The sequence below is a fragment of the Photobacterium jeanii genome (assembly GCF_001650345.1).
GTDB lineage: Bacteria > Pseudomonadota > Gammaproteobacteria > Enterobacterales > Vibrionaceae > Photobacterium > Photobacterium jeanii.
In genome coordinates this window covers 944,810-971,601 of record NZ_LVHF01000033.1, presented here as the reverse complement: position 1 = coordinate 971,601, position 26,792 = coordinate 944,810, and the positions used below count along the sequence as shown (strand labels likewise).

General features: G+C 42.8%; 25 protein-coding genes. 7 read left to right on the top strand and 18 right to left on the bottom strand.

The genetic code is table 11. The features are described from left to right. The 6 genes from A3K86_RS21735 to A3K86_RS21710 form a co-directional block, all read right to left on the bottom strand. A complete protein-coding gene (locus A3K86_RS21735; RefSeq protein WP_084406723.1) occupies positions 1-1,356 on the bottom strand; it encodes an NAD(P)/FAD-dependent oxidoreductase in 1,356 nt (451 codons plus the stop codon). Beyond that, positions 1,353-2,087: an SDR family NAD(P)-dependent oxidoreductase gene (locus A3K86_RS21730; RefSeq protein ID WP_068337194.1), complete on the bottom strand. Its 735-nt coding sequence runs from the start codon at positions 2,085-2,087 to the stop codon at positions 1,353-1,355. The genes A3K86_RS21735 and A3K86_RS21730 overlap by 4 nt, the downstream gene beginning before the upstream one ends. Positions 2,088-2,152: 65 nt before the next feature. Beyond that, entirely contained in the window at positions 2,153-2,614 is a 462-nt protein-coding gene (locus A3K86_RS21725; RefSeq protein ID WP_084406722.1) for a nuclear transport factor 2 family protein, read from the bottom strand. An 87-nt stretch (positions 2,615-2,701) separates the two neighbouring features. Continuing rightward, entirely contained in the window at positions 2,702-4,180 is a 1,479-nt protein-coding gene (gene phrB / locus A3K86_RS21720) for a deoxyribodipyrimidine photo-lyase (RefSeq protein WP_068336574.1), read from the bottom strand. 14 nt (positions 4,181-4,194) lie between these two features. After that, positions 4,195-5,037 (bottom strand): MerR family transcriptional regulator, encoded by an 843-nt coding sequence (locus tag A3K86_RS21715; protein WP_162844313.1) that lies wholly within the window; start codon positions 5,035-5,037, stop codon positions 4,195-4,197. Between the two features lie 7 nt (positions 5,038-5,044). Continuing rightward, the gene (locus A3K86_RS21710) at positions 5,045-5,992 is read right to left on the bottom strand and encodes a YbgA family protein (RefSeq protein ID WP_068336566.1); all 948 of its coding nucleotides are present in this window, start codon (positions 5,990-5,992) and stop codon (positions 5,045-5,047) included. Between the two features lie 288 nt (positions 5,993-6,280). Between A3K86_RS21710 and A3K86_RS21705 the strand changes: the two genes are divergently transcribed. Beyond that, positions 6,281-6,943, top strand: coding sequence for a potassium channel family protein (locus tag A3K86_RS21705; protein ID WP_068336564.1), 663 nt, complete (start codon positions 6,281-6,283; stop codon positions 6,941-6,943). Next, complete coding sequence (locus A3K86_RS21700) at positions 6,940-8,319, top strand: TrkH family potassium uptake protein (RefSeq protein ID WP_068336562.1); 1,380 nt, start codon at positions 6,940-6,942, stop codon at positions 8,317-8,319. Before A3K86_RS21705 ends, A3K86_RS21700 begins: the two co-directional genes overlap by 4 nt. 116 nt (positions 8,320-8,435) lie before the next feature. On the opposite strand, the gene A3K86_RS21695 is transcribed toward A3K86_RS21700, so the two are convergent. From A3K86_RS21695 to A3K86_RS21675, 5 genes are all read right to left on the bottom strand, one after another. Further along, positions 8,436-9,842, bottom strand: coding sequence for a YfcC family protein (locus A3K86_RS21695; protein WP_068336558.1), 1,407 nt, complete (start codon positions 9,840-9,842; stop codon positions 8,436-8,438). A gap of 60 nt (positions 9,843-9,902) precedes the next feature. Then, positions 9,903-11,012 (bottom strand): NAD/NADP octopine/nopaline dehydrogenase family protein, encoded by a 1,110-nt coding sequence (locus A3K86_RS21690; protein WP_068336556.1) that lies wholly within the window; start codon positions 11,010-11,012, stop codon positions 9,903-9,905. 192 nt (positions 11,013-11,204) lie between these two features. Beyond that, positions 11,205-12,140: a LysR family transcriptional regulator gene (locus A3K86_RS21685; RefSeq protein ID WP_068336554.1), complete on the bottom strand. Its 936-nt coding sequence runs from the start codon at positions 12,138-12,140 to the stop codon at positions 11,205-11,207. A gap of 166 nt (positions 12,141-12,306) precedes the next feature. Next, positions 12,307-12,930, bottom strand: coding sequence for a putative ATP-dependent zinc protease (locus tag A3K86_RS21680; RefSeq protein WP_068336551.1), 624 nt, complete (start codon positions 12,928-12,930; stop codon positions 12,307-12,309). Positions 12,931-13,020: 90 nt separating this feature from the next. Continuing rightward, on the bottom strand, positions 13,021-13,908 hold the full coding sequence (locus tag A3K86_RS21675; RefSeq protein ID WP_068336549.1) for a phosphotransferase: 888 nt from the start codon (positions 13,906-13,908) through the stop codon (positions 13,021-13,023). Between the two features lie 367 nt (positions 13,909-14,275). Between A3K86_RS21675 and A3K86_RS21670 the strand changes: the two genes are divergently transcribed. Both A3K86_RS21670 and A3K86_RS21665 read left to right on the top strand, forming a co-directional pair. After that, a complete protein-coding gene (locus A3K86_RS21670; protein ID WP_068336547.1) occupies positions 14,276-15,217 on the top strand; it encodes a YeiH family protein in 942 nt (313 codons plus the stop codon). Positions 15,218-15,490: 273 nt separating this feature from the next. Beyond that, a complete protein-coding gene (locus tag A3K86_RS21665) occupies positions 15,491-16,237 on the top strand; it encodes a class I SAM-dependent DNA methyltransferase (protein ID WP_068336540.1) in 747 nt (248 codons plus the stop codon). A gap of 81 nt (positions 16,238-16,318) precedes the next feature. Here A3K86_RS21665 and A3K86_RS21660 read toward each other — a convergent pair whose 3' ends face one another. The 3 genes from A3K86_RS21660 to A3K86_RS21650 form a co-directional block, all read right to left on the bottom strand. Continuing rightward, positions 16,319-16,552: a hypothetical protein gene (locus tag A3K86_RS21660; protein ID WP_068336534.1), complete on the bottom strand. Its 234-nt coding sequence runs from the start codon at positions 16,550-16,552 to the stop codon at positions 16,319-16,321. 190 nt (positions 16,553-16,742) lie between these two features. Continuing rightward, positions 16,743-17,309: an elongation factor P-like protein EfpL gene (efpL, locus tag A3K86_RS21655; RefSeq protein WP_068336524.1), complete on the bottom strand. Its 567-nt coding sequence runs from the start codon at positions 17,307-17,309 to the stop codon at positions 16,743-16,745. A 105-nt stretch (positions 17,310-17,414) separates the two neighbouring features. After that, complete coding sequence (locus A3K86_RS21650; RefSeq protein WP_068336514.1) at positions 17,415-17,633, bottom strand: DUF7661 family protein; 219 nt, start codon at positions 17,631-17,633, stop codon at positions 17,415-17,417. Between the two features lie 84 nt (positions 17,634-17,717). Here A3K86_RS21650 and A3K86_RS21645 point away from each other — a divergent pair, with 84 nt between their 5' ends. After that, positions 17,718-18,398 carry a cupin domain-containing protein gene (locus A3K86_RS21645; protein WP_068336507.1) on the top strand — a complete coding sequence of 227 codons (681 nt, stop codon included), beginning with the start codon at positions 17,718-17,720 and terminating at the stop codon, positions 18,396-18,398. A 102-nt stretch (positions 18,399-18,500) separates the two neighbouring features. Here A3K86_RS21645 and A3K86_RS21640 read toward each other — a convergent pair whose 3' ends face one another. Together A3K86_RS21640 and A3K86_RS21635 are read right to left on the bottom strand one after the other, a co-directional pair. After that, the gene (locus A3K86_RS21640; RefSeq protein WP_068336504.1) at positions 18,501-20,849 is read right to left on the bottom strand and encodes a glycosyl hydrolase family 18 protein; all 2,349 of its coding nucleotides are present in this window, start codon (positions 20,847-20,849) and stop codon (positions 18,501-18,503) included. A 415-nt stretch (positions 20,850-21,264) separates the two neighbouring features. After that, positions 21,265-21,513 (bottom strand): GlsB/YeaQ/YmgE family stress response membrane protein, encoded by a 249-nt coding sequence (locus tag A3K86_RS21635; protein ID WP_068336500.1) that lies wholly within the window; start codon positions 21,511-21,513, stop codon positions 21,265-21,267. A gap of 162 nt (positions 21,514-21,675) precedes the next feature. Between A3K86_RS21635 and A3K86_RS21630 the strand changes: the two genes are divergently transcribed. After that, positions 21,676-21,981: a hypothetical protein gene (locus A3K86_RS21630; RefSeq protein ID WP_068336497.1), complete on the top strand. Its 306-nt coding sequence runs from the start codon at positions 21,676-21,678 to the stop codon at positions 21,979-21,981. 122 nt (positions 21,982-22,103) lie between these two features. Here the strand turns inward: A3K86_RS21630 and A3K86_RS21625 are convergent, their stop codons facing one another. Further along, complete coding sequence (locus A3K86_RS21625) at positions 22,104-24,680, bottom strand: response regulator (protein WP_068336494.1); 2,577 nt, start codon at positions 24,678-24,680, stop codon at positions 22,104-22,106. Between the two features lie 78 nt (positions 24,681-24,758). Here A3K86_RS21625 and A3K86_RS21620 point away from each other — a divergent pair, with 78 nt between their 5' ends. Then, a complete protein-coding gene (locus tag A3K86_RS21620) occupies positions 24,759-25,517 on the top strand; it encodes a substrate-binding periplasmic protein (RefSeq protein ID WP_068336491.1) in 759 nt (252 codons plus the stop codon). Between the two features lie 220 nt (positions 25,518-25,737). On the opposite strand, the gene ribA is transcribed toward A3K86_RS21620, so the two are convergent. Next, positions 25,738-26,790, bottom strand: coding sequence for a GTP cyclohydrolase II (ribA, locus tag A3K86_RS22555; RefSeq protein ID WP_084406721.1), 1,053 nt, complete (start codon positions 26,788-26,790; stop codon positions 25,738-25,740). Positions 26,791-26,792: the final 2 nt, after the last annotated feature.

Below are 26,792 nucleotides of genomic sequence, written 5' to 3'. Positions count from 1 at the left end.
TCACCCTTGAGGCTCAATACCAGAAAATGCCGCTGCATGTGGCTTTGACATCGACTCTGGTTGATTAGGCTTTGGCGCTATATCAAGTTGATTAATACCGTTAACCACATCAAGAGCACTACGTACACCATCTTCATGAAACCCGTTGTACCAATACGCACCACAGAACCAAGTATTTTGAACGCCATTAACTCGACCACGTTCTTTCTGGGCGGCAATAGATTCGGTCGTAAACACAGGGTGAGCATAAACAAAGCGACGTAAGATTTTATCGGGGTCAATACGATCGGTTTGATTTAGGGTGACGCAAAAGGTTTCTGGCGATGAAATACCTTGCAGGATATTCATGTTATACGTCAGCGCTGCTGGGCGATGTTCTAACCCAGTGTCAGCTTGCTCGCTATCGCTGTCAGAAGCCGGCAAATGATAATTCCAAGAAGCCCATGCCGCTTCGGCTTTCGGTAACAAATTGGTATCGGTATGCAAAACCACTTCGTTATCTTGATACGTCATTGGTGATAGGACGTCACGTTCATCACCTGATGCATCCGCCAACAAGGCCAGAGCTTGGTCACTATGACAAGCAAAAATCACGTGGTCGAACTCTTCACGTCCAGCCACGCTATTAATTAAGACTTTATCTTGCTGACGATAGACTTTTTCAACAGGCGTATTGAGCCTAATACGGTCAGAAAATGCTGGGGTCATCTTACGAACATACTCACGAGAACCGCCCGGGATCACAGCCCATTGTGGACGGTTAGTAATATCTAACAAGCCGTGATTTAAGAAGAAACGAAGGAAAAAATCGAGTGGAAAACGACGCATATCCGATAAGGTTGACGACCATATCGCCGCCCCCATAGGCAGAATGTAATTTTCGCAAAACTCATCGCTAAATTGGTGTTCAGTGAGAAAATCACCAAGGGTTTGCCAACGCAGCTCTACATCATCTGCAGCTGTTTTTGCCATTTTATTAAAACGAACAATTTCGCCTAAAAAGCGATAAAAGCTAGGCTTGAACAAATTACGTTTTTGAGCAAACAGAGTCGAAATTGTATGACCGTTATATTCAAGCCCTGTGTTGTCGTTTCGTACGCTAAAACTCATTTGCGTTGGCTGACCTTCAACACCAACCTCTTCCATCAAACGTTCAAAATTCGGATAGGTACGGTCGTTAAAAACAATAAAACCAGTATCTATCGCGTAGTCACCACTCTCGACAGTGACATCCACTGTCGCGGTATGCCCGCCAACATAATCATTGGCTTCAAATAACGTAATGTCGTGCTGATTGTGCAAATACCAAGCCGCAGTTAAACCCGAGATCCCTGAACCTATAATTGCTATTTTCATGCTGCCTTCCCTGTCATTTTACGAATGACTGATTGCTGAATACTTAAAGGGAGTAATGAGATAGTTTTTAGTATCAAACTGAATTTTTTAGGAAAATGAACTTCTTTTTCTTTGCGCGCGATCCCAGTGCGTATGGCCTCTGACGCCACTTCTGGCGTGACTATCATGGGCATAGGAAAGTCGTTTTTATCGGTCAATGGTGTTTTTACGAACCCCGGACTCACTAAGGTGACAGTCACGCCGCGGGGCGCTAAATCAATGGAGAGCGTTTGAGCCAAATAGCTTAACGCTGCTTTTGAAGCACCGTAAGCTTCCGCTCTTGGCAAAGGCACATAGCTTGCTGTTGAGCCAACAAAAGTGAGGTGCGTTTGATCATCAAACCTGTCTTGCATTGCTTCCAAACAATGCAATAAACCAAACAAATTCACATCGAATACGCGCTTGAACAACGCAGAATCAATCTGACCGTGCTCTATGTACTCGCAAGTACCAGCATTGAGGATGATGAGTTTAGGTAATGGCGATAAAGCATCAAACGCGCACTGAGTCGCTGCTAAATCTGTCACATCAAAAGCAAGCGTACGAATGTTGTCATTTTGCTGAGACAGCGCAGCCAAGCGTTCTTCACTTTGCCCGCAGGCGATAACAGTCGAACCCGCATTGGCATAATCTAACGCCAGCTGTTTGCCAATGCCTGAGCTGGCGCCAGTAATTAATACATCACCACTCATTTGTCCCTGAGTAGGTGCAGCCTGACCAGATGTTGCATGGGTCGCTTGATGCTGTTGAATGTCGCTCATTGTCCTAACCTCGTTTTAATCAAACGAATGACTTTGCCAAGTAGCGGTACGCCTTCATAAACCATTTCACCAAGATCAAAGTAGTCACGGTGATGAATGACCTTCTCTCCATCGAACTCTAACCGTGTACAACCTTCAACAGTGCGTGTTTTGCCTTTCTCAATATCGGGGTGAGCAAAACTCATCGTCCATTGCACAAAAGCCTGATTGTCGTCAGTTAAGTAGTGGTGAATGGTGAACTCACAATGCAAAATATTGCGATACAGCTGACCAAAGTAATCTTGCAACGCATACCACCCTTCAATACGGTGCGCAGGATCTTCAAACACCACATTAGGGTGATAAATGGCTTCTAAATCAGCGAGGTTTTCCTTTCCCAGCTGACTGTACACACTTATAAAGTTGTCTATGACTCTTTCCGACGAAGGTTCTGAATGAACCGTTGCTGACTCTGCCATTGTGCTTCCCTCATGTTACTCGCAGCCATTCATTTCCATATCAAACCTTGAGATTGGTTTATCAGCAGTTATTGACATCAAAACTTGTTATAAACTGGACTGTTTACCTAACTCATTGGCTTGTTTAAAAACGTCAATTGCGAGCAATCTTGCTTGTTTATGATCCACTATGGGTTTGGGGTAATTAACGCTATGAGCCCCTAGCCACAGATGGGGTGTATGAATAAATTTATCCGGAACATCTTTCAGTTCTTGTACCCATTTACGAATAAATTCACCTTTTGGATCAAAACGTTGTCCTTGTGTTGTCGGATTAAATACCCGAAAGTATGGCTGTGCATCCGTTCCAGTTGATGCCGCCCATTGCCACCCTCCATTATTGGAGGCTAAATCACCATCAATCAGATGAGACATGAACCACTGCTCACCTGCCTGCCAATGAATTAATAAATCTTTGGTTAGAAAACTCGCCACTATCATTCGTAGGCGGTTATGCATCCAACCTGTTGCTTTTAATTGACGCATCGCGGCATCTACAATCGGAAAGCCGGTTTTACCTTGCTGCCATGCTTTTAAACCAGCATCATCAGGTCGCCATTGCACAAATTGCGTCCATTCATGAAAAGGACGCTCACAACATAGCTTGGGAAATGCCACCATTAAGTGACGATAAAACTCCCGCCATACCAGTTCATTAAACCAACTAAAAGCACCAGACTCTGGTTGCTCTAAACATTCAGGAAACTCCGTCATCAAAACGTGAAAGCACTGGCGGAGTGATAACGCGCCAATCGCTAAATACGGCGATAGGCAACTGGTTCCATCAATCGCAGGAAAATCTCTATCTTCATGATAGTTAGCTGCTTTTTCGTAACAGAAAGTTAAAAGGCGCTGATGAATCGCTTCATCATCCACTGCCCAATCAATGCTTGAGCAAGGTGGATAGTTAAATGCGGGATAATTAAAAACAGGAATTTCATGTTTATTAAAATCCATGTTTATCGTGTTTGGTAATGGCGTAGGCTTAGCTTGCACTGCCAAGTTGATCCCTAATACATCCAATTGGTCGCGATAAATATTGAGCCATGCTTTACGAAATGGTGTGAAAACCTTAAACGGGTCACCTTGCTTGGTGAGCACATGACCTGGCGGGATCAAACAATCATCATCAAACACACTTAGCTTAATGCTTTTCTCTGCAAGCAAGTGGCCAACAGCAAAGTCACGCTGCTCTTCATTGACTAAATATTGCTTATTGCAAAATACGTGATCGACTTGATGCTCGGTGCTGATCTCACTAATGCTGTTAGGTACCTGCGAAAAATCAGCCACTTCTTTCACAATCAAAGGAATATTAAGTTCAGCAAAATGATGGCGTAACTCGTTTAAACGGCGATGAATAAAATCAATTTTAATCGGTGCTTCATGATGCTCATGCCATTGCATTGGAGTCGCAATAAAGCAAGCAATCACGCTTTCATTATTCTGACACTGGGCGCAAGCCTGATTAAGGGCAGTATTATCGACAACTCGCAGATCGTTTCTCAGCCAAACTAACTTGTTCATACCCTGCCTTCCGCTTATTGAGACTCGCTAGCTACCTGTTCGCTGGATGATGAAAGCAACATAGGGTGGATTTCGGCAATCGCGCCAACCAATTCATAACGACCAACTTGCTCAAACTCAGGCAACCAATGCTGTAGATCACTCACTGATTTAGCTTTTAACGCGGTATCAGCGACTAAAACCACTTGAGATACACCCGCTTGTTTTACCATGGCATCAACAGCACTTATTCCATGACGATCCAATGAAAACTGCTCAAGCACGATAACTCGCTTACCCTGCTGCTTATGTTTCAACCCTTGCAACGCTACGGCATAATTAGGCTTTTCATCTAACCCCAGCACTAACACCTGTTGATTCGATTTAGCTTTGATTTGATGCGTTGTCCCAATCAAGACTTCGTTTAAGGTTGCTAGCCAAAATGCATAGTTCACGCTCGTTAGCGGTAACGCTTGTTGTTCAAAATGCGTATCCAACGGGGTGAGCAATTGCTTGTGCAACAGCGTTAATGGGTATTCTTTTAATAACTGAATCAGTTGCTTCTCTAACTTGGCTTTATTAAATGCTTCAATGTTCGCCACCACAGAATCAAAACCTTCGAGCGTTTCATTATCAGCAAGCTCAACCACAGGTTGCGACAATAAAGGTTTTACTTTGCCAATCGAGACGCCTTTATCGAGCCACGTCAGTATGGTTTTGATCTGATTAACATCGTCATCGTTATATACCCGATGACCTTTTGGCGTACGCTTAGGATTAAGGAGCCCATAGCGACGCTGCCAAGCTCGCAGCGTCACGGTATTTACTCCTGTTAATTCAGATACTTCACTGATCGCGTATTGCTTTTCAGTCATCATCAAATCATCACATGGCATAGCGCAATTTCAACTCTTGTGGATACGGGTTTAAGAACACTTGGTCTTTCAAGTAATCGTCTGGATGCATTCTCAAATGGTGATTAATCAAGGTTAACGCCGCGAGTAATGGCATATTGCCGTGGCGATAATCCATAATGATTTCCGCCAGCTCTGCTTTTTGCTCTTTATCGAGATAGCGTTTGAAATAACCTTGAAGGTGCATCAATACATTGGTGTTATTACGACGATTAGCGCGGTTTTTAATCGCTTCCATAAATAACAAACGATACTCGTGATAAAACTCGTCGATATCCCAATTAGAAATATCAGCAACCATACGACCCAGCGCTTTGTATGCTTCAGGGCAATGCGCCATCAACACCAATTTATAGCGAGAATGGAAATTGATCAGTTTGCCGCGTGTTGGCTCTCCACCCATGGTTTGATAGAAATCATTAAGGGTGAAGACACGAAAAACGAAGTTTTCGCGTAAGAACGGATCTTGAAGGCGGCCATCTTCTTCAACAGGTAACCAAGGCATGGTTTCCATCAAACGACGGGTATACACACCAGCGCTACCACCCGGTACAGTATTACCGTTTTCGATATACAGCTTTACACGCTCCATCCCGCAAGTTGGTGATTTCGCACACACAACATAACCACATAGGTTATCTAAACCTGAGATTTTCTTATCACTAAAGATGATCATTTCATCGGTGTAATCTTTAGTGATATCTTTAGTTGCAACAAGACGTTCTTCACCATCACTACGCTGCAACAGACGAATTGTTGGACGAGGTACAGGCAAGCCAATCCCAACTTCAGGACAAATTGGCTGAAAATCGAAATACTCGACCAATTGCTCTTCAACAAACAGATTTCTTTTGTGTCCGCCATCAAAACGAACCTTTTGCCCCATTACGCAAGCACTAACACCAACTGGAATACCCATAGCTACTAATCCTTGAGTTATACAAGATTTATCATTTGTACAACTAAGAATAGAAAATGGATCACTGTTGTACAAATATTTTTTTTGTACAACTTAATACGCAATAAGTTTAAATTGCACTTGCTACATTTTGCGACCATATTGACTCAACTATTAATTAGTCAAACGAGCAAACTTTTGCTCAATCTTTGCTCTACGAGTTATTACCACTGCACTCTCAAATAAAGCATTGCATTAACGTGTATAAGCCCCTATTTTCTTATAAGGCTAATGATTTGATGATAAACAATGAATCCAGAAGAAAAACAATTTGCAGTGATCGGCCTTGGTCGATTTGGAATGGCACTTTGCGAGGAGCTTTCAAGCCACGGTGCACAGGTACTCGCGATTGATATTCATGAACCCAGTGTGAAAAAAGCGGCTGATATCACCACTCAAGCAGTGGTTGCCGACTGTTCAGATGAACAAACTGTCGCTGAACTTGAGCTTCATGATTACGATATCGCGATGGTTTCTATTGGTGATGACGTTAATGCCAGTATCCTCACGACCTTGGTATTAAAAGAAGCTGGCGTCAGGGCTGTATGGGTAAAAGCCAAAGACAAGCACCACGCTAAAATTCTGCATAAGATAGGTGCCGATAAAGTTATCATGCCTGAGCGAGAAATGGGCATACGTATCGCTTGTAACATGCTGGATAGTCGAATTTTCGATGTGTTAGATCTAGGGAGCGGCATGGCGATTGCCGAAGTGATTGTCTCCCATAGCCACCTAGGTAAAGCCATTAGCGAGCACCCTTGCTGCCAAGGTAGAGATCTCACCCTATTGGCAGTCAAACGAGGTCCTGAAATTTTCAAAGATTTGCCCGTCGATACCCCATTAGAAACGGGGGACATCTTGATTGTGGCAGGCCCTGAAGTTCAACTCATCAAACAGTTGAAACGATTATGAAGCACCTACCCAATCACGGGCTTTATGTTCCACTGAAAACACCCCAGCGTGGAGAACGCTGGTCTGAAACTAAAATCATTTTAGTTAGCTTTCTGTGTATTCTAATACCAGCGGCGATCTTAATGACGTTACCCGTATTCTCTGTCAGTGGGTTGAGCTTCATCGATGCATTATTTACAGCAACGTCTGCGATTAGCGTAACAGGATTAGGCGTTGTCGATACCGGTACTCACTTCACCCTTTCAGGGCAAGTATTACTGCTGATATTGATGCAGATCGGTGGGCTGGGTCAGATGACCTTATCCGCAGTGCTCCTGTACATGTTTGGGCTTCGAATGAGCCTTAGGCAGCAGTCCTTAACGCAAGAGGCGCTAGGGCAAAACAAAGTGGTTAATCTGCACCGCTTAATCAAACATATCGTAATTTTTGCGCTGATCAGCGAATGCATTGGCACTCTCATATTAGCTATCCGTTGGGTGCCGGAATTTGGCTGGCAAAAAGGCATGTTCACTGCGCTTTTTCATGCGGTGTCTGCATTTAACAACGCAGGCTTCTCACTTTTCTCCGATAGCTTAACGCAATTTAACAGTGAGCCTTGGGTGCTATTCACTATTGCCGGACTTTTCATTATTGGTGGTCTTGGCTTTACTGTGGTTTCAGATCTTCACCGTAATTTTTCCAAGGGCGTGTTTAAAGGCATTAAGCATTTACAACTGCACAGTAAGATCATGTTAGTCGCCACACCCTGCTTACTCGCCTTTGGTACCGTGATGTTTTGGCTGCTTGAAAGTGACAACGTCACCACACTAGGCGCACTTTCAACAGGCGAACAATGGTTAGCGTCTTTCTTTCAATCCGCAACCATGCGTACCGCTGGTTTTAATACGGTCGACTTATCACAGCTCACCCACCCGACTATTTTGATCATGATTTTGCTGATGCTGATCGGTGCAGGCTCAACCTCAACAGGTGGCGGAATTAAAGTCTCCACCTTTGTTGTTGCCATGACAGCCACCTGGTCTTTCTTACGCCAACGTAATCATGTCGCACTTTTTCAGCGTACTATCGAACCTCAAACCGTGACCAAGTGTTTAGCCATTATTGTGGTCAGCGGACTGATGCTAACCCTTGCCATGTTTCTACTTATGATCACCGAGCAAGCAAGTTTTGTATCCATCATGTTTGAAACTATTTCGGCCTTTGCCACGGTAGGCGTTTCTGGCGGATTAACGGCAGAATTAACCGAAGGCGGTAAATTGATCATGGTGGTCGTGATGATCACGGGGCGTATTGGTCCATTAACCCTTGCTTATATGCTAGCAAGACCAAAACCATCAAAACTCAAATACCCTGATGGTAATGTGCTCGCGGGTTAACCTCCGCTTAGATAGGTGAAACGTCACCTACCTCGTAAAAGGCATAAACAAAGACAGACAAAAAAATAGCCGCGCAAGTTATCCACTTTGCGCGGCTATTACTTTCTAGAAAATGATTAACTCAATACCGTACCAACACTCAGCAGTGCCATTACCATTACGGTTAAAAACACCAACAGCGGGCCAATGAAACGTAGCCATGACGAGTAAGCCACGCGTCCAATTGCTAAACCACCCATAACAACGCCCGATGTCGGTGTAACCAAGTTAGGTAAACCCGATGCTGATTGGAATGCGGTGACTACCAACTCTCGACCTACCCCTGCAAAATCAGCAAGCGGTGCCAATACGGGCATTGATAGTACAGCTAAGCCAGATGATGATGGCACAACCAAACACAATACAGCTTCAACCCAGTAAATAGCATTCACAAACGCCACCTGGTGTAAGCCACCAAGCAAACCTTCGGCATAGTTCAAAATGGTATGTGTAATGTTACCGTTATCCATCACCACCACTAAGCCACGAGCAATCGCGATGATCAGCGCCACACCTAACAAATCGCGAGCACCATCAACAAAGCTGTTCGTTAACTCAGTTTCTGATAATTTACCCACAAGACCAGCAATAATACTGGCGCCAATAAAGAGTGCCGATAGTTCAGCCATCCACCAGCCTGCCACGGAAACACCCCACATCATTACCGCAAAGGTTGTACCGAAAATAGCTAATACGGCTTTACGGGTGCCAGTCAGTTCTGGGGCATCTTGTTCTTTACTGTGTAAAAAGTGACGCTCGTTTTCATCTTTTTGATGAGCAACAATCGATTGAGAAGGATCACGTTTCACTTTCTCGGCGTAGCGCATCACATAAATCACACAAGCAAGCCAACCAATCACAAGAATGGCAACGCGTAGCCAAACACCTTCCATAAAGTTAATTTCAGCGGCATTCGATGCAATTACAGTCGCGAACGGGTTAATCGTTGAGCCCAAGCAGCCAATCCCAGCACCAACCATGATGATCGCAACTCCAACTATGCTGTCGTAACCTGCCGCGATCATGACCGGAATTAACAAAGCGTAAAACGGGATAGTCTCTTCAGCCATGCCATACACTGTACCGCCCAGCGCAAACAAGCCCATTAAAATTGGGATCATCCACTTTTCTTTACCGTTAAGGCGTTTCATGGTGCCAGCAATACCTGCGTCAATAGCCCCTGTTCGTGTGACCACAGCCAAAAAGCCACCAATCACAAGCACAAACAAAGCCACATCCACAGCGCGTGCTGCATAGTTGCTAGGATCATAAAAGCCTTGAATAGGTGCCATTAATACATCGATCACACCTTGCGGATTTGCATCAACCGTTTGGTAAGAACCCACTAGCGGTACCATACGACCCAGGGTTTCATTCTTCTCCATTTGATATTGGCCTGCTGGGATCACCCAAGTCAGCACCGCCATCAATACCGTCAAAATCATTAAAATAGTGTAGGCAGAGGGAAACTTTAGTTTTTTCATTATGATGTCCTCATTGTGTGGGGCTATATGCCCCACTTTGGGTGGTATTCCACCTTCTTGTTATGCGACGAAGTCCATGATTTCTTGTACCGACATTCCAGCTAGCCCCATCTTGCTTAGCGTACGGCCTTGCTCAAAGTAGTTGGTGTCATTGTAGGCGTTATCGATATGAAGACATGCTGTCACCATGGTGGTTTCCACCCCAGCGAGTTGTCCAAACTCAAAACATGGCACCAGCAAATAAGCAGCATCTTCAGTGATATAGCGATTACCTGCCGAATTAGGTGCGCTGTTTAATTTACCGTGGGTTTCAGAGGTGCGGTTAACTTCATACACGGTTTCACAGTCCATGGCATAAAGCGCGTTCATGGCGTCTAACTCAGGTGTTAGAGCAATCCCTAGCGCTTTACCAACAGCTTGGCGCTCTTGCTCCATCACTGCTGCAGCTTTTGCCGTTGAAACAGAGCAACAATCTTTGTAGTAGTTAAATTGTCCGTCAAAGTTTTCAAGCAAACCCATGTTTAGCGTGGTCAATAACGGGTGTCCACCGAAGTTAATGTTTTCAAGACCTGCACTAATCACGTTATCAAGCGCCGTTAGTGGTAATGGCATCACAGGTTGTAATCGGCTAATTGCATCTTGCGTTTTGCTTGCAGGGAAAGCCGCCACTGGCAGAAACTCTTTCATACCCAAAATGGCAATTTCTGCAGGACCAACAATGCGTGTCGCCCACGGAATAGAGATCGCATCAACAAAGGTGATATCCAAATCGCCGTAGCCCTGATCTTGCTTAATGCGATTAAGCACCAATGAACCATAGTTACCCGGCATCAGCATTACGATTTGACCGTCACGCATATGCGGTAACATTTCAATAAAGAGAGGTTCTTGAGCGAAAGAAGGGACAGGTAGAATCAATAAATCTGCGTACTCGATAGCGTCTTTTAATTCCCGAGTCACTTTATCTATTGGCTGAAAACCAGCATATGTCAGTGGTACATCATTGAATGAGGAAAGCGCTTCAATGCCACCTCGCTGCTCAATATCTGTTAGCGGCTGATCAAATCCTTGCGCGCCAAATAAACAGACTTTGGCACCTTGCAATGAGAAGTGATACGCAGCTGTTAACCCCGCATTACCTGAACCAATTATTGAGACCGTTGTTGTCATTTTTGTATCCTTAATCTGGTTGTTTTTCCTGAACTCAGATTAAGGAACACAAGCGATTTACCGCCAATGCATGGCTTTACTACTGGTATGCAAAAATGTAATAACGCACTAACAAATAAAACCTAAGCCATTGATAGTAAGAACATAAACATCAAACCTCACTATGCAGCAAGATGAAACCTTTCTGTGAAGTTAGACATTATCAACTACATCAATATCGCGCATCGGACCGATTTTAAGGTATATACTCATCTCATCCGCTAATAACAAAAACTGTTCAATAAAGTGTTCAGCATGACGATGGATAGGTTTTAATGCGGGGTATAAAATATCGAATTCAAATGGCAAGCTAAAAATTAATGGACGCATCACGACAGCTGGATGCTCACTGGCCATGTGCGCAGTAAACGGATCGGTAATTGCAATCCCAACCCCTTCTCTAACAAGAGCTGCAGCGGTACTCGCTAGTGACACTTCGATATTTTCAATCGTCGATAGTCCGTAACGCCTGAGCAAAGCATCAACACGACGCTGAGTAATGTCTTTTTCGTGGCGGATCACGACCTGATCAGCGATATCGTATATATCAATGCTGCTACGTTTTGCCAGTGGCGAATCACTCGGCAACAAACAAACACATTCACACTCAACTCGCTGTGCCTTTACGCCAGCAAGAGGTTCATCAATAAAGGCAAAGCCGATATCTGTGGTTTGACTCTGCACTCGACGCATCACATCTTCTGAGCGATACGTTTTAAAACCGACTTTGAGCTGCTGAGATTGTTTAAGAAAAGTCGCCAAAATTCGCGGTAAAAAAGCATTCGACAGCAATGGCATAGCCGCGATATTTAAAGTACCAAAATGGCGAGAGCGTATCGATTCCGCAGCATTATCCAACCCTGAAACAGCATCAAATACTTTAGCAACTTCAAGGTAGAATGCTTGGCCTTCATCACTTAATTCCAATCGGTTTCGCTGACGAACAAAAAGCTTAAACCCTAACCTCTCTTCTAACCCTGATAGCACTCTGCTCACAGCAGGTTGACTTAAATTCAGGCGTTCGGCCGCAGCAGTTACAGTTTGACACTCGACGATAGCGCGAAAGGCATTTAATTGAGACAGCTTCATGATGATTATCTTGTCATTAACAATGACGGCAGATTAGCAAATCTAACTCACCACAACTGTGCCACAAATAGCATTTGTCACATGAGCAACCGCTTGTAAGCATTAAAAAAGCGCTCCGTGTAAGAAGCGCTTTATAAAAGAAATTTGAGATGTACTGACAATACAACTATTTGGATTTTGGCTGCACAAACTTACGTTTAGCGTCTAATACTGCAACGTCACGAATGAAGTTTTCACCCAAAGTCACCCCTTTTACACCTTGCACTAAAACAAACTCAGTTTGCTCATTCAAGTCGGCAAGTTGAGTACGCACTTTCACTACAGGTTGGCGAACTTTGTTATGCTTAACCCAGCGTTCAACAGGCAACTCAACTAGCTCATCACCCGCTTTTACTTTTACCCAATCTTTGCCGTCTCGTTCAAATTCTTGAATTTCGGTCACACCAATTGTCGACATCTTCAGGTTGCCATCGACTTTTGCTTTAACGTGGGTTTTCGCTGCGCTCAACCAAATTAATTCTTGCGACCCTAAAATCAGTTTGCCTTCTTTGGTAGTGGTAACAGGTTTTGGCTTAGGCTTTGGTTTCGGCTTTTCTGGTGTTGGTTTCACCTCAGGCTTAACGTCAGGTTTCTTTTCTGGTTTCACCTCAGGCGTCACTTCAGGTTGAGTTGGCTCTACAGGTTTTACCTCAGGCGTTTTCTCAGGTTCTGGCTCAACAGGTGTTACGGCTTGTTGCTGGGCACAACCTGCAAGCAACATAACCAAAAGACCAACAGCAATTTTTTTCATTCCACTACACCTATCATTGTTATTCTTTATCAATTCAATCGTATACGTGAATAGCCCTAATCACCAACAATGCGATACAAGAGTGATGTCTCAAGCACATTCTTGACGATAATTATCAAATTTATGGTTTAACCAAGCTTCATCGTACCAGCCAATATTCCGACTGTGTTTAGCATCATCCCATAAGCTCAAAAACCACCGGCGCTGTTCGAAGCCATCTGCTTTCTCGGTTTTACTAAAATAAACATCAGCAAGCCCAAGATCAGGTCTTACATCGTAAAGGTGGAAGATATCAAACTCACGGTGTTTAAACCCCACATCGCATGGATCTATCAGCGCGGATACTCTGTAGGTTTTAGGGTCAAATAACACATTACCAATATGACAATCATCATGGACCAATGATGAGCCGTGATTGATCGGCGCTAAAATGTCGGTCTGCTGCTCCCATAAGGCTTGATAATCATCTTTAAGTTGAGCAGAAAAAGGAGACGCAGCGCTCATCAAGTAACGGTACACCGGCTCCATCCAGTGTTCGAAAGCTTCATTTAAGCTAGGAGTAAAGCACTGAGGAGATGTTTCGAAACCCTGCTCGTGGCTACACTCATGCAAAGCTAACAATATATCGGTGTAATGTTCGCTGAAAGTTGTTGTCGCTGTTTTATCTAACGGCAATTCATGCGCTGATTGTCCATCAAGCCACTCTAAAACAAGGTAATCGAACCCTTCTTGTTGGCCATAAAAATGAATCGCAGGTACAGGGCAATCAACAATTTTCGCCAAGCGCTCTAAGCCATTAATTTCTTTAGTTAAGCGCCCAACCTCTTTAGAAAATTTGATCACCACTTTTTGCCGCTCAGACGCTAAAAAAACCACACAGCCGTAAAAGGTTAATTCAGTTTGAACAAATGACGCACTCACTCCAAACAGTATCTTGTAGGTCTCACACGCTATGCGTTCTAATTGTCGCTCATTCATTCGTATTCCTTCTCGCTTAGCATCTTCATACCAATGAAACAACCTGCATTCTGAAACAGAATAACTAACTGATATACATAACTAATTTTCATTAACACAAAAACAATGCAACATTTATAAGTCAATTGCCAGCTTTTTGAGTCAATTTAGGTTATTTTTTCAGTGTTCATGAGTCACGAAATCAATTCCGCATAGCGTAAGCGAAAGATACAGCGTTTTCAGTTACTGATAAACAAGCCTGAGTCGTAACCATTTTGGTACGTCAGAGGTTAATTTTTCCTTAACCCTACCATCAATATATTTAAATCTACTAAACGAAAAGTGTCGCGTATACTCGCCGCTATCTGTTTTTAAATTCATCAACATCATGCAAATCGCTAAACCACAGTTTTCTTTTCAACGCTCTGATCTCCCTTTCTACGCTATTGCGATCTTATGCTTATTTCCGTTTATCAGCTCTCCTGTTGCGCTGATCTTAGGCTTTACACTAGCAAGTATTGGGCTTATTCCAGCTAACTTAAACCTTGCTGGCTTTACCAAAAAATTACTGGCCTATTCTATTATCGGCTTAGGCTTTGGCATCAACCTCAATGAAGCGATTGAAGCAAGTCAGCACGGACTTGGGCTTATCGTTACCTCTATTTTTGCTACCTTACTGCTAGGTACTTTGCTTACCCGATTATTCAAGCTTGATGCGAAAACCGGGCACTTGATTGCTTCTGGTACCGCCATTTGTGGTGGTAGCGCGATTGCTGCCGTTTCCCCCGCTATCAATGCTAAAGACGAACAAATTTCTCTGGCCCTTGCGACTGTGTTTGTTCTTAATTCGATCGCCCTCTTTATCTTTCCAGCTATCGGCCATGCGCTAGACATGAGCCAGCATACTTTTGGTACCTGGGCTGCAATTGCGATCCACGATACATCATCTGTCGTTGGTGCTGCGGGTGCTTATGGCGATGAAGCTTTAAAAACCGCGACAACACTGAAGCTAGCACGCGCACTTTGGATCATTCCTATCGCATTTATCAGTGCGCTGCTTTTCAAAGGTGACAGCAAGAAGATCACGATCCCTTATTTCATCTTGTTTTACTGTGTTGCTATTGCCGTTGCCCACTACTTACCTCAGTTCGATAGCATCTATCAATTAGTGTTCACGGCTTCAAAGCGCTTGCTGGTGGTATGTTTGTTCCTAATCGGCTCAGGTATTACGGTACAAAAGCTGCGTTCGGCTGGTGCAAAACCACTGATCCTCGGATGCTTATTGTGGTTTGCGATTGGTGGTGGCTCTCTGCTGTATATCCTCAGTTAATCGAATTTTATCCATCATAAAACGTCGAAACGAGAGCGCTATGCTCTCGTTTTTTATTCACCACACCCAAAATCTCACAGCAAAATAGGCATGAACTAACACTCGACTATTGGCAATGAAACGCTAAACCGCTCTTTGCTTCTCCCTCATATAACGCCAACCTCCGACCATAAAGAATATTGATTATCACAATCAAAATAATCTCCTTCGGATCAGGCAGGGTTTCACCTAGTATGCGCAGCCCTAATTAATTCCACGCCCTAAGTTAGTTTAATGTTATCAACTACTGCCTTATATACTGATTTATCTTGTTACTATGATTTGATGTGCGCTGATATTAACTATGAAGCACAAAGTCGTCAGATACATCGCCTACATCAACTGTTTGGAAACAGCGGAAAGAAACATTTAGATCTGGCTTGTGGAACGGGTCCACACGTTCGCCACTTCATTGACTTGGGGTATCAGAGCAGTGGACTAGACATTAATCAGCCGATGCTAGATATCGCACTAACACGTTGCCCCGAAGCACATTTTTCGCTGGGTAATATGTGCCAATTTAGTGTCGATAGTAAGCTAGATTTAATCACCTGCTTTCTTTACTCGATACACTATAGTAATGACTTAGCAGAGCTGGAAAACTGCATTAAAAGCGTGCATGTAGCCTTAAATAAAGGTGGTATTTTCTGTTTTAACGCCGTAGATAAGACTCTAATCAATAACAACTCTTTTGTTCGTCACAGCACTGAATATGAGAATAGTGAGTTTACATTCCAATCAGGTTGGTTCTATAGCGGTGACGGTGATAAACAAGCGCTTAAACTCAGTATTGAAAAAAGCACACAAGAGCAGACTCAATGCTGGCAAGATGAGCATGCAATGGTCGCTGTAAACTTTAAGCAATTAACCGCTTTGTTATCGCCGTATTTTGAAGTGCATCTCTTTGAGCATGATTATGATGCCATCATGCCGTGGAACAGAAGATCCGGTAACGCTCTTTTCGCTTGCGTGAAGATCTAATCCAGCCACCAATTCTTTTTCAAATGCTACTTTCCGTAAAGTGCTCTGATGATATTCAGGGCGCTTTCTTTCATCATTGAGCTATGGCGTAATATCAAATTTATCCTTATTAGGGTTCACACCAAAACTCGATGGCGTCACTTTATTCTCTGCGCCCTGCTCACCCTGTTGTTTGTTCTGTTTCACTTTCGTCACCGCCACATACGCCAAAATCATAAATGCGATAACATCCAATACAGCACTTACGATCCCAGTGGTAAAAATAGAACCAATCACCAAAGCAATCACAACGCTTACACTCACCCATAAATACATCACCCGCTCCCTTATTATTAGGCTTTTACTTATTATCTAAGGAGGTTGATGCAATTAAAAAATACCGTTTATCTCTAACTAAGTCGTTTTTAATCTATGGTTGGTAATCGTCATTAATGGTCTGAATGCAGACATAAAAAAAGCCAATGACCGAAATCATTGGCTTCTTTACTAAGATAAAAATCTTAAATTATGCACGGCTCATGAACTTGTGTTCAGTCGTGTTGATTTTCACTTTTTCGCCAGTCGCAATGTACTCAGGAACTTGAACCGTTAGACCTGTAGTCATTACCGCTGGTTTTGTACGTGCACTTGCAGATGCACCTTTGATTGATGGATCAGTTTCAACAATCACTAGATCAACAGTCGCTGGAAGCTCGATAGCAACTGGAGCACCGTCTACAGTAAGAACTTGAAGGCCTTGAATGTCTTCAGTGATGAATAGCAGCTCTTCTTCGATCTGTGCTTTGTTGAATGTGTATGGTGTGTAATCTTCATCATCCATAAACACATATTCTTCACCATCGATGTAAGAGAATGACGCTTTATGGCGACGAAAATCCGCAAGGTTGATCATTTCATCCGCTTTGAAGCTCTCATCCGCTTTTAAGCCTGTTGCTACATCGTATAGGCGCATACGGTAAAGGCTTGCACCAGCACGACCGCTTGGAGTTAGCTTACTAATCTCTTTTACAAGAAACACTTTGCCATTGTGTTCAATAGCTGCAAATTTTTTGATTTCACTTGCCTTTGGCATCGTCAATAGTCCTAAAAAATAAGGTGCTTAAAAATAACCACGAACTCTATTTTAGGCAAGCACCTTAAGAATGAACAGTCGATTTCTTCTCCATTTCCAGTGAAATTATTTCTGATATTCCACTGTTGGGTGCTGATCGCTCGCTTGTTCGTGATAAATATCAGCTAAGTACTGCCCTAATTCAAATTCGTGTAAATCAGAAGGGATCACGATGTCATAGACTCTGACTCGCATTGAAGTGGGCGATTCCGAATACAGCAGCCACTCACCTTGCTTTCGCTCAACCGACATCGCCTTGCCGTACACATTCAGTCGAATAAACATCGTACCTCCCAGTGCTGATTTTTGTCTCTTCTATACTATCAATCACACAGCCAAGTTGGGTGTTTTTTTCCTAAGGACGTGCTCATGCTCAACATGAATTTTTCTACGCGATTATGCATCAATACTACTGAGATGAAATGGCAACAAAGCCCGACCGCGGGCGTAACAAGAAAACCGCTTGAAAGAGAAGCCGCAGAGTCTGGACACACCACTAGCATCGTCCGCTATGCTGCAAATTCAGCATTTCCTGAACATCACCATCCAAAGGGTGAAGAGATATACGTCTTAACGGGCACTTTTTCAGACGAATCAGGCCATTACCCAGCAGGCTCTTATCTAAGAAACCCACCATCGTCTCATCATCGCCCTTTTAGTAAAGAAGGCTGCGATATTTTCGTCAAACTCAATCAATTTGCGCCAGATGACAGCCATCCAGTGAGGATAAACACTCAAGCTTTTACCTCTGATGAACCAAATTCATTATTTGAACTACACCGCCACAGCAACCAAGCCTGTTACTTGATCCAACTACAAGGAGCTCAAGCATTCAACACACAGCCTTTTGACTGTTTGCTTCAACCGACACCCGATACAGATACCGCAGCACACCACATTCAGAGAACGGAAGTCTTTGTACTTGAAGGGGCGCTCAATAATGAACAAGAGCACTTTAGCCAAGGCTATTGGCTACGGCTCCCGACGCCTGAACACTTTATGTCAGCGGCAGGCACAACACGATTACTGTTGTTTTACTTCTTTGACTAGACGTAAAAAAGCCCCATACCCACTCAATTAGGTATGAGGCTTATAGTTACTTTAGCTAAGTCAAAGAATCAAATTGCTTTAGCTATTATGAACTTTCACTTGTTAAAGTGTTTTCCAAGGACCAGATGTTGCGCCCGGTTTATCACCTTTAGTCCACCATTGAGCTTCATAAGTCACGCCAGAAAGCGTCGCTTTATCGCCACCGTTGTAGACTTTGTCAGCTGTCCACTCTTGTAATGAGCCATTATCAAACTTAGCCCATACCGCGCTAGTTCCTGGTTGTTCACCTTTAGTCCACCATTTCGCAGTATATTTCACACCGTTATAAGTGACGGTGTCACCCGCTAGGTAAACTTTATTTGGATCCCAAGTGGTACCACCGTTGTTGCCATCTGCTTTAACATTAACAACAACAGTTTTGCTTGCTTCGGCTTTACCATCAGAAACAGTCACAACCACATTTACAGCGGTATCAGCCGTAACTGTTGGCGCTGTGAAAGTAATTTCAGCCCCTTTTGAGGTTTCAGTTACCACACCTTTCGACGCTGTATAAATAAGCGCATCACCATCAGCATCTGTTGCAGAAACGCTAATCACCACAGGCTGACCACTGGTTGCGTCAACAGTTGCAGGAGCTGTTAATACAGGTGCTGTATTTTCAATTGCACCAGAGCCTTTCACATTAACAGTGACATCTTTGCTAACTTTCTTACGACCATCAGTCACAGTTACAGTCACAACATCAGTAAGATCTGTTGCTGTATTTGGCGCTTGGTAAGTCACAGTTGCAGTTCCATTACCGTTATCAACTACGCTACCTTTGGCAACACTAAAGCTTAACTTATCGCCATCTGCATCGGTTGCAGAAACATCGAAGCTAATAACCTGACTCGCGTTCGCATTTTGTGCCGCTGGAACAGTTAATACAGGAGCGTTGTTTGGTACTGCACCTGCGCTGAATACACGGTCAATTTCTGCGGCGAGTGGTGAGCGTAAGTCAGTACATTGTTTCAGTTTGCTACCGTAACTAACGAAACTACCCGCACACTCAACGTCACCGTGAACTTGCCATACAATCACACCGCCAAGGTTATGATCGACAATGTATTGCGCTTTCTTAGCAATAGATGCTTCATCATCGTAACTTAAGAAATACTTACCTTTGACGGCATAAGGTACTTCTGCTGAAGCATCCCACTTGTGCTCCCAGCCTGGTTGTTTCTTAATGAAGTTATAGTTTGGCTGACCCTCAAACTGTTTCCAGTTATCCAAATCCACAGATGACATGGTTGGACCGTCGACGCTGAAGTTCACTTTACGTTTGTCTGTTGGTGCACCTACATAAGCAGTTGCTTCTGTAGTTTGGACACCACGACCGTAGAATGCCGCACCAAAGTTGATTTTCTTCGATGGAATACCTTTCGCTGCCATCCAAGTACGTAGGTAATCGAGGTCAAGGTTAGGATATTCTTCTTCAGGATATGGGTATAACGGTGCGTTATGACCCGCGACATTCGACCAACCACCGTTAAGGTCGTAAGTCATCATGTTGAAGTAATCCATTGATTTCGCTAAGCGCGCCCAATCATAACCTTCTAGTTTCGCGGTTGACGCCGCAAAAGCTGCAGTCAATAGCTTATTAGGTCCAATACGGGTACGAATGTCTTCCATTAGTAACTCGAAGTTGGCGTAATCTTCAGGGTTACCTTCGAAGTTCATACCACCTGTGCCTGGGTATTCCCAGTCAATATCGATACCATCAAAGCCAAGTGCCATGATCTTATCAATATCTTTCATGAAGCGTTCTTTTTTAACAGGATCTGCCGCCATTTCAGGGAAGTGTTTCGACATACTCCATCCCCCGATGGATGCCATGACTTTCACCCCTTTCTGATGCGCAAGATCGATCAAGCCAGGTGCGCCACCTGCTTTCTTAAGCGGAATTGGGAATTGGCCTGTAATGCCTGTTGGCTGATGTAGCCAACCGTTACCATGTTTCACAAAGCCTTGGTCTTGGACTTTCTTAAGTTGATCAGCATTCCAAGGCTCATCGGTTGGGTACTGATGAATGTACTCAAGCTCACCCCAAAGAATGTGGAAATCCCAGCTTGAGTAAACATCTGGGTGCAATAGTGGACCAGGTTCTTGAACAGCATTAGGTTGATAAATGCTCTTGTTACGTAAGTCACCACTGTGAAGAGAACCATCTTTCGCTACCCCGAAGAACGAGAAGTTCAAGATAGAGTAAACATCCATATCTACGTTCAGGTGTGTGGCTTCACCCTTTACGCTAAAGCCTTCGTTTGGCCCTTTCCATGCTTCCCATTGTGTAATGTAGCCAATGACGTTTTTATCATGAGTTGGTGCTGCGTTAACAGAGCCTACAGCTCCAACCATAAGCATCGCTGCAATCGTGCAGGCAATTTTACTTTTGTTTAATCCCTTGTACATTTCTAACTCCGTGTTAGCCATATCCAAAATTATTAATATATGGACTCGCTCGAAGCTGAAACTTAAGAACACAATGGCGCAACCTAGCTAACCAACGTCTGACTGTCTTCGTAGCGAGTACAGTGATAGTGTTAGCCAAACTTTTTTCTTTATCTAAAAAATCTTACCGGAGTTAGATGTTGGATCAGAACAATTGTGAATCAAATGTAAAATACAACATTGATTTTATGAGTGCATTCCAAAATCACAGCTCTAAAAAACGCAGTTATTTTGAACAAATAAATATTTCGAAGCGGAAAATAATTCATTTAAAAATAAACAGTTAGCAATAAAAATGAGAGCAGTTAGAATGCAAGTTTACCGCATTCCTTGTAAGTATAATCCAACCAATTCAGCATATTAAAGTTACGGCTTGTCAGCGAATAAATCGGTTATAAACAAACAAGATCACAAAGGCACCAATCGTCGCTGTCACTATACTGCCAATATTGACGCCATCAGCCCCACCCATACCAATAAATGAACCAAGCCAACCGCCAACGAAAGCACCCGCGACACCAAGAATCATGGTCATCACAATACCGCCACCGTCTTTACCCGGCATCAGCCATTTTGCCAGTGCACCAGCAATTAGCCCCAAAATAATCCAAGAAAATATACCCATAGTGCCTCCAATGACATCTTCATAAACAATAAGCTTGGGTATTACTATAGCTAGAGCTAACAAGTGGGCTGTGCAAAAATCGAGAAATTAACTTAGCTCTGACAAGTCATAACCATAGATTATGGAGAATCAGCTCATATTTACGAAATACAAAGAACCATTATGATCAAAAAGTGCCTCATTCCTTTGCTGTTAACGCTGACCTCTTCATTCGTTTCTGCTGCACCTGAACTCATCTCACCTGTTGAGATCAAATTTGGACACTTTATTCATGTGGATACCATCGAAATTACTGGCAACATCAATGCAAGTTTGTTGCGCCTAGTCGATGATTCGCTAAAAAGTAATGACTCGGATTATTACGTGATCGGTGATATTTCTGAAAACACAGATCAGAATACGATGACGATCTCAGTTGATTTATATGACTCTAACGAAGAAGCTAGCAGCCTTGCTTCAGTCCAATAAACATAACTAATAAGCAAAGCCCGTCGCTAATCCTAAGCACTGAATTAATAAAGCAGCCCGAAGATCAACTCTGGGCTGCTTTACATTTTGGCTCTCATATAGGCTCAGCAGGTAATTGTCTCTTAACCTGAAATGTTCAAGTGTTTGAATAAGGTCTCTTTCAACAGTTTTTGATTCACTGGTTTCGCCAGAAAATCATCCATTCCAGCTTCAAAGCATTTTTCTTTTTCTTCTTTTACGACATTTGCCGTTAGCGCAATGATCGGGATGTGTTTACCCGCCTCTTCATGTTGGCGAATATTTCGTGTTGCTTCAAAACCGTCCATCACAGGCATCTGACAATCCATTAGAATCAGATCAAACGTCTGCTGATCAAACATCTCTACACCAATCAAACCATTTGCGGCTATGGTTACTTCTACCCCCATTTTCTCAAGCATCATTTTGGCAACTTTCTGATTAACCACTGTATCTTCAACCACAAGAACACGAGCAAAAGGTGCTTTGCTTTCGGCTGATTCAATAGTAGTTCCACCAGCAAAATTCGACTTCGGTAAGTTACTAACTGCATGTGAGCCCGCAGGAATAGCGCTTGTACTGCCTTCTTTAGCCAGCATTACAGCTTCAGTTTTCTGCACTTTTGCTGGCTGTGCTTTAATAGACTCTTGCTGAAGGTGACGATTATCAGAGTTATGCTCTTTATTGACGATAGGTACAGTGGTACTTGCTTTCGCACTCATCTCACCATCAATCGTGTTATTGGTGTTGTGTTGCTCTAATACCGCATCATCAAGCGCATCGGTTTCGTCAATATTTTCTTCCAACACATTTTGTTGAGACTGCTGTTCAGAGACTAGCCCTAACGCATGCTCAACTTGCCACTTCAATTGTGCTTCTTGGTATGGGCGGCTGAGAATGGCTTTAATCCCCGATGATTTCATCTTTTTCAAATCACTCGCATCAGGACCAGCAGTAATCATCACCATCGCAGGACACTGGTCACCATAGCGCTGACGCAACTGCGTCGCTAACACAAAACCATCGATTTCAGGCATGATCTTATCAAGCAAAATCAAATCAAACGGCGTGTTTTGTTTGATAGATTCATCGATAAATTGCGCAGCCAAGGTCGCATCTTCACAACACATCGAATAAGCACCAAAACCACACAATTGAGCAGAGGTAATTCGCATATTCATCATGCGATCATCGACCAACAACACACGGATATCTTCCATCGACTTACCGTTAGATGCTGATCTAGGTTGAGCTTGGCATTGTTCGAAATTCACGGAGAAGTAAAAAGTGCTACCTTTGCCCTCTTCACTTTGTACTTCAAGTTTACTGCCCATTAAATCAACCACACGTTGGCAAATCGCTAACCCTAACCCCGTACCGCCATACTGACGTGTGGTACTGCCATCCGCCTGCTGGAATTTTTCAAAGATAGTTGCGTGCTTATCCGCTGCGATCCCGATGCCACTGTCAACGACTTCAAACTTCACCTTCACTTTGTCATCAGTTGATGATTCAAAATGCATGTTTAACTGAACATGCCCTTTGTGGGTAAACTTAATCGCGTTACTAACTAAGTTCACTAACACTTGGCGAAGTTGCGTTGGATCGCCTAATAGTAATGGAGGGATTTGCTTATCTATTGCGCATTGGAACAACAGGCCTTTCTCGGCCGCTTTAACTAGGAAAATAGTTTCGACGTCTTTATTGAGCTCAAACAGATTAAGGCGAGTATGCTCTAGCTCCATTTGACCAGATTCAATCTTAGAGAAATCGAGGATGTCATTAATCAGGTCCAGCAAAGACAACGACGATGAATGCAGCATATCAACGTACTCTTTTTGATCTTCTTTTAACGGCATACCTTGCAGCAAAGAAGACAACCCGATAATGCCATTCATCGGAGTGCGGATCTCATGGCTCATATTCGCGAGAAACTCACTTTTCTTATTATTCGCATCAACAGCCTGCTCACGAGCGTGTTCGAGCTCTTCGTAATGATGCTTAATACGGTCTACTGCAAAGTTATAACTGTTTTGGAGGCGTGTTATCTCATCATCAAAATGACGGGATTCAATATCGACTTGGCTAGGTAACTGGTTATCATCAAATTCACTAACAACAGTCGCCATCTGCACCAAATGACGCACGATCAAGCGATAAACAATGAAAAGAATAAAAGCCGCAATCAGAAACGTTTGTACTGCTTGGTACAGTAACAACACAATAAACTTATCAATCAAGCCTTGATAGACTTGGTAAAGGTCTGATTGCACCGTCAGCGTGGCAAGTTCATATGAGCGATTATTTGATGTGAACTCCATCGACCATGACTGCTCATACTGGTATTTTTGCAACTCTTCGCCAAGTTGCAAGATAACCCCATCGGGATCGCGGATAACTAAATAATGAATTTCAGGTAAGCGAAAAATACCTTCAGCTTGTAATTGAAGCTGTTCACGATCCTCTACCCATAAACTTGAGGTCAAGCTTTCCAGCGATGATTGATTGATTTGCTCAAGACGACTCTCAATGTTTGCTAAATCACTTTTATAATCCAGATACAGGTTTCCACCTGTCATCATCAGCGTAAGCACTGTGGTAACCAGCAAAATATAAATCAATAATTGCTTTGCCAAGCCCAAATAGCGTTTCTTTTCGTGATCTTGATGTGCTTTATTCATCCTTGAACTCACAACTTAATATTATTCTACTAATGTAATAATAGACTTTTATATGAAGTTGATGACAAAGGATTTGCCATGAATAAAACAATCACTTTATCAATACCAATGATGTTAGCTTTCAGCGCTACTAATGCATTCGCCACCGACGTCAATTATTATGTTATTGCTAAGCAGGCTGCGCCTTTTCAGATCGAAGAAAATAACACTCAACACAGCGGTATTGTCACCGATATAGTAAAGAAAGTTTTCGAAAATAGTGAATATCACATTAATTATCACTCTTACCCATTTAACCGAATGATAACCCTTTTAGAGGCTGGTGGAGAACATAACTGGATCACTTATGGCAGCCCTTCATGGGGAGGCGTACAAGCCGAAAATCTTTCTGCGGAACCTATTTATACCGTCAAGCATGTTTTATTAAGCAGTAATAAAAATGCTATCGAGTTTAAGAATATGGATGATATGAAAGATAAAGTTGTCGTCTTGCTGCACGGCTTTGATTATCCCCAATTAGTGCCTTACATCAGCAAAGGGGAAGTTGAAGAGTTACGAGTAAAAGACTACCAAGCGGCATTTCGTATCATTAAAAAGTTACAGGGTGACGCAGGTTTTGTAGAGATGGCTTCTCGGATTAAATATAACCTTGATAAACAAGGACTTGACTCCAAAAGCTATAAAACACAATCGTTTAGCAAGGTGATACCTGACTATCCAATTTACTTAGCTTTTGACCCAAAAATGGATAAAACATTGCAGACATTCATCAATCAACGCTTAGAAAAATTGAGAGCGTCGGGTGATTTAGATTCAATCATCAATAAATACATTTAGCCAATTACCATAAAACTTACATATAGATATTAGCTATCTAATTTAGCGTGTGTATTTAACACAAGACAAGCCTCAAGAATTAATAAATGCACGCCCTTATTTTATAAAATATATAAACACAAAAAAGCCGAAGCTCTGATTTCAATAATCACTTCGGCTTTATTTTTAGATTATATTCACCAATTGGAAAGTAAGGTGAATTATGCTTCGGTTGTGATAACTAGCCTACAAATGACTTATCAAACATGTGCCCTAACTTGTTAGCTTTCGTTTTCAAATAATTTTCATTATGAGGGTTATTCCCTTCTTGTAACGCGACTCTTTCTGTAATTTTAATTCCTGCTTTTTCTAGTGCATTTACTTTTCGTGGGTTGTTCGTCATTAACCTTACTGACTTAATATTTAAAAAACTCAACATCCCACGGCAAAAATTATAATCTCGCATATCTGCAGCAAAACCCAAACGCTCATTAGCTTCAACCGTATCAGCACCATCATCTTGTAAATGATAGGCTCTAATTTTATTAATTAAGCCAATTCCACGTCCTTCTTGACGTAAGTAAAATAACACGCCACTTCCTGCATCAACGATATTTTGCATAGCACGGGAAAGTTGAAAACCACAATCACAACGAGCGCTAAATAATGCATCCCCGGTTAAGCATTCCGAATGTAAGCGAATAAGCGGCGGGGTTTCAGGGTCTAGTTCACCATAAACTAATGCTAAATGCTCTTTGCCTGTTGCCGTTTCTGTAAAACCATACATTTGAAAAGTACCCCACTGAGTGGGTAATTTGGCACTATCGACAAAATGTACCAAGTTAAATGGCTCTATTTGTGCAAAATGAGCACGCACTTCCATTAAAATTTTACCGAGTTCATTACGCCCTGTACCGTCACCACCATCTCCCCAGTAAGCGTCTTTATGGGAATGTTCTTTGATAACTTGCTCTCCTGTCGAAACAAGTAAATGAGCAAGGTGTTTATTTTGACGAAATTTCTCAAACACGATGAAACGCATCACTGCATCTTTCACATTATCCCAATCCGTCTTCACCTGAGCTTCATATTGACGACTTAGCTGAAACGCTTGCTCAGGAGAGTCAGCCGCTAATATTTGTTGCTGGATCGCAGGATCTGTAAATTTCTGCGCCTGATAATAATGTTCACTGGTTGGCCAAACTACATCACTTAACTGAATTGGACTTAGTGCGAAATTAGATAAAAAACCATATGTTTCTTGTGGTTCATAAAAGAAAATTTCATTCGCCATGT